Below are 13,761 nucleotides of genomic sequence, written 5' to 3'. Positions count from 1 at the left end.
GCACGGAGCGTCAGCCTTCCACGGGGGCCGGCTCCTCCCAGCGGGTGGCCCCCCGCCCCGACGGTGCGCGCAGCTCCTCGCCCTCGTCCTCCGACGCCTCCTCCACGCGGCAGACCAGCAGCGTGTCGATCCGGTTGCGCCGTCCCCCGGTGCTCTCGGCGACCAGCCGCAGCCCGCCGACCTCGGCAGAGGCGCCCTCGATCGGCACCCGCCCCAGCTCGCGGGCGAGCAGACCCCCGACGGTCTCCACGTCGTCGTCCTCGGGCAGTTCGACGTCGAACAGCTCGGCGAGATCGTCGACCGACAGCCGCGCGGTGACCCGCGCCGATCCGTCGGGCAGTTCCTCCACCGGCGGCCGCTGGAAGGCGTCGTGCTCGTCGGCGATCTCACCGACGATCTCCTCGAGGATGTCCTCGATGGTGACCAGCCCGGCGAAACCGCCGTACTCGTCGACCACGACCGCGATGTGGATGCGGGCGGCCTGCATGTCCCGCAGCAGCTCATCGACGGGCTTGGACTCCGGCACGAACGTCGGCGGCCGCATCAGCTCCTCGACCTTGGGGCCGCCACGGGAGTCGTTGTTGCCCTGCGACCGGCGGACCAGGTCCTTGAGGTAGACGACCCCGACGACGTCGTCGACGTTCTCGCCGATGACCGGGATACGACTGAACCCGCTGCGCAGGGCGAGGGCCAGGGCCTGCCGCACGGTCTTGGTGCGCTCTATCCAGACGACGTCGGTCCGGGGAACCATGACCTCGCGGGCGATCGTGTCGCCCAGCTCGAAGACCGAGTGGATCATGTTGCGCTCGCCGGACTCCACGACGCCGCGCTCCTCGGCCATGTCGACCAGTTCGCGGAGCTCCACCTCGGAGGAGAACGGGCCGTCACGGAAGCCGCGGCCGGGGGTGATCATGTTGCCGATCAGGATCAGCAGCGTCGCCACCGGGCCGAGCACCCGCCCGAGCAGCCGGACGACGCCGGCGGTGGCCAGCGCCACCCCGTAGGCGTGCTGGCGGCCGAGCGTGCGCGGGCCGACGCCGACGAGCACGTAGCTCACCACGGTCATCACCCCGGCGGCGGTCAGGAAGGTCTGCCAGCCGCCGCCCCAGAGGTCGTAGAGGACGACCGTGACCAGCACCGCCGCGACCATCTCGCACACGACCCGCAACAGCAGCAGGAGGGCCACGTGCCGCGCCCGCTCGACGGTCACCTCCTCCAGCGCACCGGCGCGCTGGACCCCGTCCCGGCGCAGCTCCTCGACCCGCGCCTTGGAGACCCGCTGCAGCGCCGCGTCCATGGCCGCGAACAGCCCGGCGAGCGCGACGAGGCAGATCGCGACCACCAGCAAGGTGATCGCCCCGGAGTTCATCGGGTGCCCGACTCCCCGCGGGCCGCGGCCCCGGTCACCGGCTCCCTCGGCGCGGCACGCCAGCCCTCGATGAGCTTCTGCTGGAGACCGAACATCTCCTTCTCCTCGTCGGGCTCCATGTGGTCGTACCCGAGCAGGTGCAGCACGCCGTGCGTGGCGAGCAGGATCAGCTCGTCGTCCATCGAGTGGCCGGCGGCCCGCGCCTGGCGGACGGCCACCGCCGGGCACAGGACGACGTCACCGAGCAGCGCCGGGCCGGGCTCGGGGTCGTCGGGACGGGCGGTGTCCAACTCGTCCATGGGGAAGGCCAGGACGTCGGTCGGCCCCTTCTCCCCCATCCAGCGCTCGTGCAGGCTGCTCATGTACTCGACGTCGACGCACAGCACCGACAGCTCGGCGAGCGGATTGACCTGCATCTCCCCGAGCACGAACCGGCAGACACCGGCCAGTTCGGCCTCGTCGACCGCGATCTCGGACTCGTTGGCCACCTCGACGGGCACGCCGGTCAACTCCCTTGACGGCGCGGTCGGGACGTCCGGACCGGTGCGCCGGCACCCGGTCGGGCCGCTGGGGGCTGCCGGGTGGCATCCCAGCGCTCGTACGCGTCGACGATGTTGCCGACCAGGCGGTGCCGGACGACATCGGAGCTGGTCAGGTTGGCGAAGTGCACGTCGTCGATCCCGTCGAGGATCTCGCGGACGATCTTCAGCCCGCTCTGCGCGCCACCGGGCAGGTCCACCTGGGTCACGTCGCCGGTGACCACGATCTTGGACCCGAAGCCGAGCCGGGTGAGGAACATCTTCATCTGCTCGGCGGTGGTGTTCTGCGCCTCGTCGAGGATCACGAACGCGTCGTTGAGCGTGTTGTGCGTGACCAGGAAGTCGTCGGTCACGTAGAGGGAATCTTGAGCGGCAACCTCGATGCAGATGGTCTCCTGCTCCCCGACCGGCTCGATGCGGTCGATGAAGCGCATCGGTCGACCGCCACCGGCAGCGTCGTAAGCCCTGCGCTTCCGCTCGAGGCGGAACGGCTGCAGGCCGGCGGGCAGGCGGAGGTCGAGCACATGGGCATCGTTCCGGTGGTGGACGGGCCGCCCGAGAACGCGACCGGGACGGCGGCCCGCAGCCGCTCGCGTGCGGGTGTAGACCACCCCGCCGAGGGATCGCACCAGGAACGTCACGTCATCACGTAGGCGCGCCGACGTCGTCGCGTACTGCACCCGGCACCGCCGTCCATGCTGGGACACCGGTCCCCCGTCGCTGTCGAGCAGGCCCTGCAACAGCGCGATGCGAACCTCCGGCGAATTGTGCGTGTAAACCCAGGGCACGAACTTGGTCTCCGACCGCGTACCCGCCAGTCCCAGTTCACGGATCGCCTCGGTGACCGGGTTCGCGACACGCAGGCCACCACGCCCGCCATCCACGTGACGAAGCACGTAATCGGGCCCGGCCTTGTGCTGCACGGCGATGCCGTCGAGGGCGGACTCGAGGGCGACGGCCAGTTCAGGATCGGCGGTCGCGAACGACGGGGTCGTCGACGTCGTCAGACAACCGTCGCCGAGCAGGAGTCCGAGTGCGTAGGGATCGAGCGGCACCTCCTGCGGCTCGAACTGGACCGCGTCGACCAGCGGGAGCTCGTACCGGTGCGCATGAGCCCTCCGCAGGCGGCCGATCATCTCCTGCGTCTCCAGTGTGCGCGTCGTCCCGCGGCGACGGTCCTCGGGCGTGGTCACAGTCCAGAGGTGCTCCCCGCAGGCCAAGGTCGATGCGCCGTCCTGCGTGGTGACGCGATAGACCTGCTTCCTGCCCTGCGGGTACACGCCGAGCACGGGAGTAGGCGTGCCGTCGGACCCGATGACCAGCTCGCCGACCTGCACGGTGCCGATCGGCATGAAGCCGTTGGGGGTGAGCACCGGCGCGGAGTACGGCTGCGCGCGCCCGCGCATGTAGGCCAGCGGCGCCACCTCGATCGTGCCCGACGCCATGAGCCGCGGGATCGACTCGGGGTCGACCATGTCGTGCAGTGCGTCGTACAGCGGCCGCAGGTAGGGGTCGATCTTCTCCGAGAGCGTGCCGGGCAGGTAGCCCAGCCGCTCGCCGGCCTCGACCGCCGGCCGGGTGAGGATGATCCGGTTGACCTGCTTGGTCTGGAGCGCCTGCACGGCCTTCGCCATCGCGAGGTAGGTCTTGCCGGTGCCGGCCGGGCCGATGCCGAAGACGATCGTGTGCGCGTCGATCGCGTCGACGTAACGCTTCTGGTTCAGCGTCTTGGGCCGGATCGTGCGGCCGCGACGGCTGATGATGTCCAGGCTGAGGACGTCGGCCGGACGCTCGGAGCCGCCGCTGCGGAGCATGCCGATGACCCGGCGGACGGAGTCCGGCCGCAGCGCCTGGCCGGTGCCGAGCAGGGCGATGAGCTCGTCGAAGACGCTGACGGCGAACGCGTTGTCGGCGGGCTGCCCGGTCACGGCGATCTCGTTGCCGCGCACGTGCACGTCGGCGTCGACCTCGGCCTCGATCAGGCGGAGCAGCTCGTCGGCCGACCCGAGGAGGGCGACCATCGAGACCGAGTCGGGAACGGTGATGGTGGTCCGGACCGGCGGTGGCGCCGACCGGGCTGACGGAGCGGGCGAACCGACTCGGGCGACGTCCGCGGCGGCGGCCTGCGCGGAGGCCTCACGAGACGTGTGGGCACCCGGCGCGGGAACGCCTGGGGAGGTGTCGGGCAAGAACCCTCGACCCTGCCTTCCTGAGAGTGAGAAGCGGACCGGTCGAGTCTACCCGCGTCGGCACCCCCGAATCCCTGCTTCTCCCCCAGCTCGTACCTCCTCCCGGGTGCGGTCGGTCACCGTCCGGCGTAGGTCGCCTTCCCCGGTCCGTCGGTGAGGAACGACGCGACTGCGCCGCGGAGGTCGTCGGTGGCGAACAGCGCGCCCGAGACCGTCGGCACCAGGGCGTCGGCCGCGCGGGCACCGTCGCGGACGGTCGCGGCCACCAGTTGCTTGGTGGCCGCATGCGCAACGGTGGGCCCGGCGGCGACCCGGTGGGCGTACTCGCGGGCGGCGGCGGCGAAGCCCTCGTCCGGAAGCACCCTGTTGACCACGTTCCAGCGCTCCAGGACGGCGGCCGGGTAGCGCTCGCCGGTGAAGATCAGTTCCCGGGCCCGCGCCGGTCCGGCCCGCTCCGCCAGCCGTTGCGGCCCGCCCATCGACGGCGTGAGTCCGACGACGATCTCGACCAGCCCGAAGCTGGCCTTCTCGGCGGCCAGGAGGATGTCGCAGGCCAGCGAGAGCTCGAACGCCGCGGTGAGCGTGAGCCCGTGGGCGGCGAAGACGGTCGGGACGGGGAGGTCCTCGAACGTGTGCGCGACCTCCAGCAGCCGCGCCCAGAGCTCGGCCCCCCGCTGCTCCGGCTCGGGCCCCTCGGCGATGTCGCGGAAGAAGGTCACGTCCACCCCACCCGAGACCACCTTGCCCCGGGCCTCGACGAGCACCGCGCGCGCCCGGTCGGGGTTCGCCGGGTCGGTGAGCCCGACCAGCTCGCCGGCCACCGCCTCCAGCGCGTCGAAGACGGACTGGTCGAACAGGTTCAGCGGCGGGTTGTCCAGGACGACGACGGCGAGGTCGCCGTCCGGCTCGATCCGGACCGGTGCGGTATCGCTCATGCCCGCGAGCCTGTCACCCACACCACCCGGCGGCCACCGTGACCACCGTGGCCGGGCGCTCAGCCGGGCGGCCAGCTCATCCACCGACCGCCGAGCACGTGCAGGTGCACGTGGTGGACGACCTGACCGCCGGCGGGGCCGGTGTTGACCACCAACCGCCAGCCCGGCTCCGCACCGTCGGCCCCGACGAGGCCCTCCTGGCGGGCCACGGCGTGCGCACCGGCCATGACGTCGCCGAGCAGTCCGGGATCGCTTGTCGCCAGCGCACCCAGCGTGGCGTGGTGCTCCCGCGGGATGACGAGCACGTGCACCGGGGCCTGGGGGTCGATGTCGCGGAACGCGAGGACGCGATCGGTCTCCCACACGACGTCCGCCGGGATCTCCCCGGAGCCCAGGCGGCAGAAGAGGCACTCACTCACCCGGCCGACCCTAGCCACCCCTCCGTCCGGCGGGCGTGGGCAACCGCCCGGCCCACCTCTCCCCCGGAGCGTCGGCACTCGACGTGGGCGCCCCCGTCGACAAAGATGACACAGGCATCAGTTTGTCCGGCCGGCGCCGGAAACCGTCCGGGCGCCGCACGTCCGACCTCCGGAAGGTGACGTCCATGCCGACTGCCGCACCCACCCTCACCGAGACCCCGATCGTCGAGGCGGCCCGCGTGCACGCGCGGGACACCGTGCTGCCAGCGGCCGACGCGTGGCACCGGTCCGACGTCTTCCCCCGGGACGCCCTCCGGGCCGCCGGCGAGCTCGGCCTGGCCGGCTACTACGTCCCGCGCAGGTACGGCGGCCAGGACCTGTCGTGCGCCGACGTCGCCCCGATCTTCGAAGTCCTGAGCCAGGCCGACGGCTTCTACGCGCTGTGCCTGTCCGTGCACAACTTCGCCACCCGCGCCGTCTCACTGGCCTCCCCCGGCTCGTCGGCGGAGGCCTGGATCGAGGAGCTCGCCGCGGGGCGGGCGCTGGCCGGCATCCTGATCACGGAGGAGAGCGGCGGCTCGGACGTCGCGGGGCAGATGACGACCCGCGCGGTCCGCGACGGCAGCGGGTGGCGGTTGTCGGGCACGAAGGCGTGGGCCACCTTCGCCGGCCAGGCCGACGTCTACGTCGTCCTCTGCCGCAGCGGGGACGCGACCACCGGCACCGACGACATGATGGTGGTGCTGGTCCAGGCCGACGATTCCGGCGTCACCGTCGGCCCGGTGTACGAGAAGTCCTCGGCGTCGTTCATGCCGGTCGCCGACGTCGTCTTCGACGACGTCCACCTGGACGAGGGCCGCGTCCTCGCCCTGCCCGGGCAGGGCTTCGCCGCGGTGATGGCCACCCTCGACATGGCGCGCGTGCACGTCGCCTCGGGGGCGACCGGGCTGTGCACGGCCGCCCTCCGGGCGGCCCTGCCGGACGCCGCGGGCCGGCGGCTGTTCGGATCCGGCCTCCTGGAGCTGCAGGGCAACCTCTTCCCCCTCGCCGACGTCGAGACGAACGCCCACGCCAGCAGGCTGATGTACCGGCATGCCGCCGAGCTCGTGGGCACGCGGGAGGGCGCCCTGGCGGCGGCCCACGCCAAGCGGTTCGCCACCGACGCCGCGGTGGACGCCGCCGTCGTGTGCGCCCGCGTCATGGGGGCCCGCGGCATCCGCACCGACCGCGGCCTGCCCCGGATCCTGGCCGGCGCGCAGTTCCTGACGATGGCGGACGGGGCGCAGAACGTGCAGCGCCTGCTGATCGGCCGCGACCTGGTCCGACGGGCGCGGACGAGTTGAGCCGCGCCGGTCGGACGCACATCGGGGCGCGTCCCGCTCTCGACTTGCCGACCCGGAGCGAGTAAAGATGACACCGGTATCAGTATTCCGGCGTGGGCGGAGGATCCGTGACTGAAGGCGTGGCACTGGACCAGGCGGGCGCCGGAACGGGGGCGGTGGTCGTCGAGCAGCGCGGGGCCGCGGCGTGGCTCCGCATCAACCGGCCCGACGCGCTGAACTCCCTCAACCCGGACGTCGTCGCCGGCCTCGAGCAGGGTCTCGACCGCGCCGAGTCCGACACGGCCATCCGCTGCGTCGTCCTGACGGGGACGGGCCGGGCGTTCTGCGCCGGTGCGGACCTGAAGTTCGTCCGCCGGGCCGGGAACGGCTCCGGCGACGAGCAGAACCGCTTCCTCGAACGGGTCGGCGTCCTGCTCAGCCGCATCGAGTCGTTCCCCAAGCCGGTCATCGCCGCGGTCAACGGGCTGGCACTGGCAGGTGGGCTCGAGACCGTGCTCTGCTGCGACATCGTCGTCGCCGCGGCGGGCGCGCAGCTCGGCGACGCGCACGCCAACTACGGGCTGCTGCCCGGCGGCGGGGCGTCCATCCGGCTGCCCCGCAAGATCGGCGTCAACCGCGCCAAGCAACTCATCTTCACCGGTGACTTCCTGCCGGCGACCGACCCCACCTGGGCCGGGCTGATCAACACCGTGGTGCCCGACGGTGAACTCGACCAGGCCGTCACCGTGCTGACCGACAAGCTCGCCACCCGCAGCCCCCTGGCCATGCGCCGCGCCAAGCACCTGGTCAACGACGGGCTCGAACAGCCGGTGGACACCGGCCTGCGACTGGAACTGCTCGCCTCCGCACTCCACCAGCACTCCGAGGACATGACCGAGGGACTCCGGGCCTTCGAGGAGAAGCGCTCGCCGCAGTTCTCCGGCCGCTGACCACACCCCCCCGCCGAGAGGTAGACGTGTCGAACTTCCTGTTCACCGACGAGCACGAGGACTTCCGGGCCTCCGTCCGGAGCTTCAGCCAGAGCCAGCTGGCCCCGGGGTACATGGCACGGGCCACGTCCTCGGACTTCTTCTGGGACACCTACCGAGAGCTGGGCCGGCACGGGTTGCTCGGCCTGGGCGTCTCGGAGGAGAACGGCGGCCAGGGCGCCGACCTCATCACCGTCGGGATCGCCTGCGAGGAGACGGCCGCCGCCGACTACAACGCCGCGTTCACCGTGTTCAACGCCTCGGTGGCCGGCGGGATGCTGGAGAAGAACCTCCAGCCGGGGCTGCGTGAGAAGTGGCTGCCAGGGGTGATCAGCGGCGAGCTGCTCACCGGCCTGGCGCTGACCGAGCCGGAGAGCGGGTCCGACGCGCAGGCCATGCACATGCGGGCGGCCAAGGTGGAGGGCGGCTGGCTGCTCAACGGCGAGAAGACGTCGTCGAGCCTCGCCGCCCACGCGCACGGCCTGGTCGTGTTCGCCAAGACGTCCCCGGACGGCGGAACCCGCTCCGTCACCGCGTTCTTCGTCCCCCTGGACACGCCCGGGATCAGCCGCCACGCCCTCAACGACATCGGCTTCAAGCCCATCGGGCGCGCCGCCGTGGCCTTCGAGGACGTCTTCGTCCCCGACGAGAACGTGATGGGCGAGATCGGTCGCGGCTTCCAGATGGTCATGGGCGAGTTCGACTACACCCGATCGCTGCTCGGGCTCATCTGCTACGGCAGCGCCCAGGCCGCCATCGACATGACCGTGGCCTACGCCAAGCAGCGCACGGCGTTCGGGCAGCCCATCGGCCGGTTTCAGGGGGTGTCCTTCCCCCTCGCCGAGCACGCCACCTACCTCGAGGGCGTGAAGTGGCTGTCCTACCACGCGCTGGCCCTGCGCATGGCCGGACGACCGCACACCAAGGAGGCCGCGATGATCAAGTGGTGGGGCCCGCAGACGGCGGTACGGGCCATCCACGACTGCATCGTGCTGCACGGCCACGTCGCGTACTCCGAGGACCTCCCCCTCCAGCAGATGCTCCGCGACGTGAGCGGCCTGGAGATCGGCGACGGCACCCCGCAGATCCAGAAGATGATCGTCGCCCGAGAGATGTTCGGCCGCGAGTACCTTCCCTACGGCGCCCCCAAGGCGACGGCATGACCGCCGGTCTGCCGGAGTGGCTGCCCGCCCAGCTCCGGCACGCCTACGACAACGCGCCGGCGGTACGGCGGCTCATGGATCAGGTGCCCGTCGCGCCGGAGGACATCCGCACCACCGACGACCTGGTCCGCATCCCGGTCACCACCAAGGACCGGCTGCTCGAGCTGCAGCACGCCGATCCGCCGTTCGGCGGGTTCCTCGCCGTGCCCCCGGCGGAGCTCCGCCACGTCTTCGTCTCCCCCGGTCCCCTGTTCGACCCGCAGGGCCCCGACGAGCTCGGGTTGGGCTTCCAGCGGGCCTTCCGGGCGGCGGGCGTCGGCCCCGGTGACATCGTGCTGAACACGTGGTCCTACCACCTGGTGCCAGCCGGGCTGGTCATGGACGAGGCGCTCCTCGACGTGGGCGCCACGGTCGTCCCCGGCGGCGTCGGCAACAGCGAGACGCAGGCCGAGCTCATCCTGAAGCTCGGGGTGACCGTCGTCCTGGGCAGCACCCAGTTCTTCATCACCCTGGCCGAGACGCTGACGGGACGGGGACACCGGCTGCCCGACGAGTGGAAGGTGCGCCTGGCCTTCCTCGGTGGCGAGTTCGGCGACTGGATGGCCAAGCGCAAGCGGCTGGAGCAGCAGTACGGCCTGACGACGTCGTCGGCCTACGCGACCGGAGACGTCGGCCTCATCGGCTACGAGTGCGCGGCGCAGGAGGGCTACCACGTCGGGGACAACCTGGTCGTCCAGGTCTGCGACCCGACCAGCGGCGAGCCGCTGCCCGACGGCGAGCGCGGCGAGGTGGTGGTGACCACGTCGAACCGCGCGTACCCACTCGTCCGCTTCGGCACCGGCGACGTCTCCTACGCGCTGCCGCCGTGCTCCTGCGGCGACCCCGCCATGCGGCTGGCACCCCTGCAGGGACGCGTCGGCCAGGCGGTCAAGGCGAAGGAGATCTTCATCTACCCGCGCCAGGCGGAGGAGACCGGGCTGCGGCTCGCGGGGGTCGACCGGGCCCAGGTCGTCGTGACCCGGAACGGCTCGCGGGACCACGTCCTGCTCCGGCTCGAGACCCAAGAGGCGGCGCCCGGACTGGTCGAGCAGGCGTCGCAGGCCTTCCTCGCGCTGTCGCGGATGCGTCCCGACGAGGTCCGCTGCGAGGCGCCGGGCGCCATCCCGGCCGACGAGCCCCTCGTGGTCGACCGGCGGCAGCCATGACCGCCGTGGCCGGCCTCGTCCACGCCGAGGTCGGCACCGACGAGGTCGCCGTCGTCCGGCTCGACCACCCGCCCGCCAACGCGGTCGACACCGCGACCTGCGAGGCGCTGGCCGAGACCCTGCGCTCCGTCGGCTCCGCGCGGGCGATCGTGCTCACCGGCGAGGGGCGGCTGTTCTGCGGCGGCGGTGACCTGGGCAGCTTCGTCGACGGCGACACCCTCGTGCTGGAGACGCTGTCGGAGACGGCGCACGCGGCGGCCGAGGCCGTGCGCGTCCTGCACGCCGGCCCGCCGGTCGTCGCCGCGGTGAACGGCACGGTGGCGGGTGCCGGTCTCGGTCTCGCGCTCAGCTGCGACGTGCGCATCAGCGCGCCCGGCGTGCGGTTCGTCGGAGGCTTCGCGGCGCTCGGGCTGTCACCGGACACGGCGACGTCGTACTTCCTCCCCCGCACCGTCGGCCGGTCGCGGGCACTGCGGCTGCTGCTGGACCCGGCCGGCATCGACGTCGACCGGGCCCTGGCGTGGGGCCTGGTGGACGAGATCGCACCGGAGGGCACGGTGCTCGAGGCGGCGAGGGCGCTCGCCGCCTCGCTGGGGAGGGCCCCGCGAGAGGCCGCCGTCGCCAGCCGCGCGCTGATCGACTCGACCAACGCCCTGGAGCCGCACCTCTCCGAGGAGATCCGGTCGCTCACGTCGCTGGCCGCGGCCCCGGCCGTCGCCGAGCGCGTCCGCGCCTTCCTGGCGGGAGGCCCGCGCTGATGGTCACCTCCCCCGCGGACGGCCGATCCGACCTCTACACCGGCGGCGCGGTCTACAGCGCGGCGATCGTCGAGGCCTTCCAGCGGTTCCCCGAGCGGGAGGCGTTCGTCCTCGGCGACCGGCGGATGACGTTCGCCGAGGGCGCGGCGTCCATGAGCCGGATCCAGCAGGTCCTCGCGGAGCTCGGGATCGGGCACGGCGGGGCGGTCGGTGCGCTGAGCGTCAACCTGCCCGAGGTGTGGCTCACCCAGGCCGCCACGTACCTGCTCGGCGGGCGGTACACCGGGCTGCATCCCCTGGGTTCGGTCGACGACCACGTGTGGATCTGCGACGACGCCGAGATCGAGGTCCTCGTCGTCCACCCGCACTTCGCCGCGGCCGGCCGGCAGATCCTGGAGCGGGCCAGCACCGTCCGGCACCTCCTCGTTTTCGGCGAGTCCGAGGTGGGCGAGGACCTCTCCGCGGCCATGTCGCGCCACGAACCGAGGCCGCTGGAGCCCGGGCCGGCGGGCCCGGAGGACATCGCGTGGCTGCAGTACACCGGCGGGACGACCGGCCGGCCGAAAGGCGTCATGCTCCCCCAGCGCGCCATGGTGGAGCTCGCCCGCGCGGGGCTGTCGGCATGGCAGCTGCCCACCCACCCCCGGTACCTGGTGGCGCCCCCGATCACCCACGCCGGTGTGATGCCGCTGTTCCCGACGCTGGCCCGCGGCGGCACCGTCGTCCTGCTGCAGGGCTTCGAACCGGCGTCCTTCCTCCGGACCATCGAGCAGGAACGGGTCAACGTCACGCTCGTGGTGCCCACCATGATCTACGCGCTCCTGGACCACACCGCGCCCGGCGAGCACGACCTCAGCTCGCTCGAGGTGATGCTCTACGGCGCCGCGCCGATCGCGCCGGGCCGCCTCTCCGAGGCGCTGGAGCGGTTCGGCCGGAAGCTGGTGCAGCTGTACGGGCAGACCGAGTGCGCCGGGATCACGACCAGCCTGCTGCGGGAGGAGCACGACCCGGTCGACCGGCCGGAGCTGCTCACCTCCTGCGGGCGGCCGGCGCTGGGCACGAAGGTCGCCGTCCTCGACGAGTCCGACCGCGAGGTGCCGCCCGGGACCCCCGGCGAGATCTGCGTCCGCTCGCAGGCGGTGATGTCCGGCTACTGGAAGCTGCCCGACCTGACCGCCGAGACCCTGCGCGACGGGTGGCTGCACACCGGCGACATCGGCATCCGCGACGAGGAGGGCTTCCTCCACATCGTCGACCGCAAGAAGGACATGATCATCACCGGTGGCTTCAACGTCTTCCCCAAGGAGATCGAGAACGTCCTGAGCGGTCACCTCGACGTGGCCTCGGTGGCGGTGGTCGGGCGGCCAGACCCGAAGTGGGGCGAGGCCGTCACGGCGTACGTCGTCCCCCGGCCGGGGGCCGAACTCGACGGCGAGGAGCTCAAGGACCTGGTGAAGCGCGCCAAGGGCGCGCACCAGACGCCGAAGGACGTCGTCGTCCTCGACGCCCTCCCGATGACGCTGGTCGGGAAGATCGACAAGAAGAAGCTGCGCGCCCTCGACGTCCCGCAGGTCGCGCCGACCGGCGGCACGGCCGCCCCGCGGCCGCCCGGCAGCTCGCCGTGACCACGCCCTGGACCCGCGGGGCCGGCCGGCCCCGCACCGGAAGGAGACAGCCGTGAGGATCGAGGACTCGGTCGCCGTCGTGACCGGTGGCGCGTCGGGGCTCGGGGAGGCGACCGCCCGTCGCCTGCTCGACCGCGGCGCCCGGGCGGTCGTCGCCCTGGACGTGAACGCCGAGCGGGGCAAGGACCTCACCGCGGAACTGGGCGACCGCTACCGGTTCGCCCGGACCGACATCACCGACCCCGAGGAGGTCGAGGCCGTCCTGGCCGACGCCCGGGAGATCGGCGAGATCCGGATCGTGGTCAACGCCGCGGCCATCGCCGCTCCGGCGAAGCTGCTCAGCCGCAAGGGCCCGATCCCGCTGGAGACCTTCGACAAGGGGATCAAGGTCAACCTCTACGGCCCGGTGCACGTGATGCGGGCCGCCGTTCCGGGGATGGCGGAGAACGAGCCGCAGGAGGACGGCGAGCGCGGCGTCATCATCAACGTGTCGTCCGGTGCCGCGTGGGAGGGGCAGATCGGCCAGGTCTCCTACAGCGCCTCCAAGGCGGCCCTGGTCGGTATGACGTTGCCGCTCAGCAGGGAGCTGGCGGCGCACGGCATCCGCGTCATGACCATCGCCCCGGGCGCCTTCGACACACCCATGTACGCACAGGTCCCGCCCTCGGTAAAGGAGGGCCTGATCGCCCAGTCCCTCTTCCCGAAGCGCATGGGCCACCCCGACGAGTTCGCCATGCTCGTCGAGGAGATCGTGCGCAACCCCATGCACAACGGCCGGACCATCCGCCTCGACGGCGGCATGATCCTCAGCCCGTCGTGATCCCCTCCCGAGAAGAGCGGCCATGACCACGTCCACCACCTCCACCCCGTTCCGCGAGGGCCTCTTCCGGGAGGGCCCCGACGGGCCGGCCCTGCTCGCGGGCCGCTGCACGCGCTGCGGTCGCGTCTCGTTCCCGGCCCCCGACATGTGCCTCGACTGCCGGGGCCGGGAGCTCGAGACGGTCGAACTGGGCGGCGAGGCGGAGCTCCTGTGCGCGACGACCGTCCACATGCCCAACCGGCACTTCCCGCCCGGGCACGCCGTCGGGTTCGTGGTGCTGCCCGGGGGCGTGCGCATCTTCACCCAGCTGCGGCCGGTCGAGGACAAGCCGTTCCGGTCGGGGATGCCCATGGAGCTCGAGATCGCCCCGCTGTGGCGGGAGGACGACGCCGACGTGCTCGCCTACCGCTTCGTCCCGGCCTGAGAGG

The 13,761-nt window shown here is 72.4% G+C and carries 13 protein-coding genes; 8 read left to right on the top strand and 5 right to left on the bottom strand.

Annotated features, from left to right (window positions below):
- Nucleotides 1–10: 10 nt before the first annotated feature.
- The 5 genes from CHB94_RS11920 to CHB94_RS11900 form a co-directional block, all read right to left on the bottom strand.
- Entirely contained in the window at nucleotides 11–1,369 is a 1,359-nt protein-coding gene (locus CHB94_RS11920) for a hemolysin family protein (RefSeq protein WP_089336784.1), read from the bottom strand.
- Complete coding sequence (gene ybeY / locus CHB94_RS11915; protein ID WP_089336783.1) at nucleotides 1,366–1,869, bottom strand: rRNA maturation RNase YbeY; 504 nt, start codon at nucleotides 1,867–1,869, stop codon at nucleotides 1,366–1,368. Before ybeY ends, CHB94_RS11920 begins: the two co-directional genes overlap by 4 nt.
- Nucleotides 1,870–1,874: 5 nt before the next feature.
- The gene (locus tag CHB94_RS26955) at nucleotides 1,875–3,929 is read right to left on the bottom strand and encodes a PhoH family protein (RefSeq protein ID WP_254920587.1); all 2,055 of its coding nucleotides are present in this window, start codon (nucleotides 3,927–3,929) and stop codon (nucleotides 1,875–1,877) included.
- Between the two features lie 284 nt (nucleotides 3,930–4,213).
- Nucleotides 4,214–5,032 carry an enoyl-CoA hydratase/isomerase family protein gene (locus CHB94_RS11905; RefSeq protein ID WP_089336782.1) on the bottom strand — a complete coding sequence of 273 codons (819 nt, stop codon included), beginning with the start codon at nucleotides 5,030–5,032 and terminating at the stop codon, nucleotides 4,214–4,216.
- 59 nt (nucleotides 5,033–5,091) lie between these two features.
- Nucleotides 5,092–5,451, bottom strand: a complete 360-nt coding sequence (locus CHB94_RS11900; RefSeq protein WP_089336781.1) for an HIT domain-containing protein — start codon at nucleotides 5,449–5,451, stop codon at nucleotides 5,092–5,094.
- A 185-nt stretch (nucleotides 5,452–5,636) separates the two neighbouring features.
- On the opposite strand from CHB94_RS11900, the gene CHB94_RS11895 reads away from it, so the two are divergent.
- The 8 genes from CHB94_RS11895 (at nucleotide 5,637) to CHB94_RS11860 (ending at nucleotide 13,757) form a co-directional block, all read left to right on the top strand.
- Entirely contained in the window at nucleotides 5,637–6,794 is a 1,158-nt protein-coding gene (locus CHB94_RS11895) for an acyl-CoA dehydrogenase family protein (protein ID WP_089336780.1), read from the top strand.
- A 107-nt stretch (nucleotides 6,795–6,901) separates the two neighbouring features.
- Nucleotides 6,902–7,723, top strand: coding sequence for an enoyl-CoA hydratase/isomerase family protein (locus tag CHB94_RS11890; RefSeq protein ID WP_217899279.1), 822 nt, complete (start codon nucleotides 6,902–6,904; stop codon nucleotides 7,721–7,723).
- A 26-nt stretch (nucleotides 7,724–7,749) separates the two neighbouring features.
- Entirely contained in the window at nucleotides 7,750–8,925 is a 1,176-nt protein-coding gene (locus CHB94_RS11885) for an acyl-CoA dehydrogenase family protein (protein ID WP_217899278.1), read from the top strand.
- Nucleotides 8,922–10,130 (top strand): phenylacetate--CoA ligase family protein, encoded by a 1,209-nt coding sequence (locus tag CHB94_RS11880; RefSeq protein ID WP_089336779.1) that lies wholly within the window; start codon nucleotides 8,922–8,924, stop codon nucleotides 10,128–10,130. The genes CHB94_RS11885 and CHB94_RS11880 overlap by 4 nt, the downstream gene beginning before the upstream one ends.
- Nucleotides 10,127–10,888, top strand: coding sequence for an enoyl-CoA hydratase/isomerase family protein (locus tag CHB94_RS11875; protein ID WP_089336778.1), 762 nt, complete (start codon nucleotides 10,127–10,129; stop codon nucleotides 10,886–10,888). Before CHB94_RS11880 ends, CHB94_RS11875 begins: the two co-directional genes overlap by 4 nt.
- On the top strand, nucleotides 10,888–12,513 hold the full coding sequence (locus CHB94_RS11870) for an AMP-binding protein (protein WP_089336777.1): 1,626 nt from the start codon (nucleotides 10,888–10,890) through the stop codon (nucleotides 12,511–12,513). The genes CHB94_RS11875 and CHB94_RS11870 overlap by 1 nt, the downstream gene beginning before the upstream one ends.
- A 52-nt stretch (nucleotides 12,514–12,565) precedes the next feature.
- Complete coding sequence (locus CHB94_RS11865) at nucleotides 12,566–13,333, top strand: SDR family NAD(P)-dependent oxidoreductase (protein ID WP_089336776.1); 768 nt, start codon at nucleotides 12,566–12,568, stop codon at nucleotides 13,331–13,333.
- Nucleotides 13,334–13,355: 22 nt separating this feature from the next.
- Nucleotides 13,356–13,757 carry a Zn-ribbon domain-containing OB-fold protein gene (locus CHB94_RS11860; RefSeq protein ID WP_089336775.1) on the top strand — a complete coding sequence of 134 codons (402 nt, stop codon included), beginning with the start codon at nucleotides 13,356–13,358 and terminating at the stop codon, nucleotides 13,755–13,757.
- The last annotated feature ends 4 nt before the right edge of the window (nucleotides 13,758–13,761 follow it).

Origin of the sequence: Blastococcus mobilis, from assembly GCF_900188025.1 — a bacterium.
Lineage (GTDB): Bacteria > Actinomycetota > Actinomycetes > Mycobacteriales > Geodermatophilaceae > Blastococcus_B > Blastococcus_B mobilis.
This window is presented reverse-complemented; position numbering and strand designations above follow the sequence as displayed.

Coding starts and splice junctions, on each gene's coding strand:
- CHB94_RS26955 (WP_254920587.1), bottom strand. CDS start 3,929: ATGGTCGCCCTCCTCGGGTCGGCCGACGAGCTGCTCCGCCTGATCGAG.
- CHB94_RS11920 (WP_089336784.1), bottom strand. CDS start 1,369: ATGAACTCCGGGGCGATCACCTTGCTGGTGGTCGCGATCTGCCTCGTC.
- CHB94_RS11880 (WP_089336779.1), top strand. CDS start 8,922: ATGACCGCCGGTCTGCCGGAGTGGCTGCCCGCCCAGCTCCGGCACGCC.
- CHB94_RS11905 (WP_089336782.1), bottom strand. CDS start 5,032: ATGAGCGATACCGCACCGGTCCGGATCGAGCCGGACGGCGACCTCGCC.
- CHB94_RS11895 (WP_089336780.1), top strand. CDS start 5,637: ATGCCGACTGCCGCACCCACCCTCACCGAGACCCCGATCGTCGAGGCG.
- CHB94_RS11870 (WP_089336777.1), top strand. CDS start 10,888: ATGGTCACCTCCCCCGCGGACGGCCGATCCGACCTCTACACCGGCGGC.
- CHB94_RS11860 (WP_089336775.1), top strand. CDS start 13,356: ATGACCACGTCCACCACCTCCACCCCGTTCCGCGAGGGCCTCTTCCGG.
- CHB94_RS11875 (WP_089336778.1), top strand. CDS start 10,127: ATGACCGCCGTGGCCGGCCTCGTCCACGCCGAGGTCGGCACCGACGAG.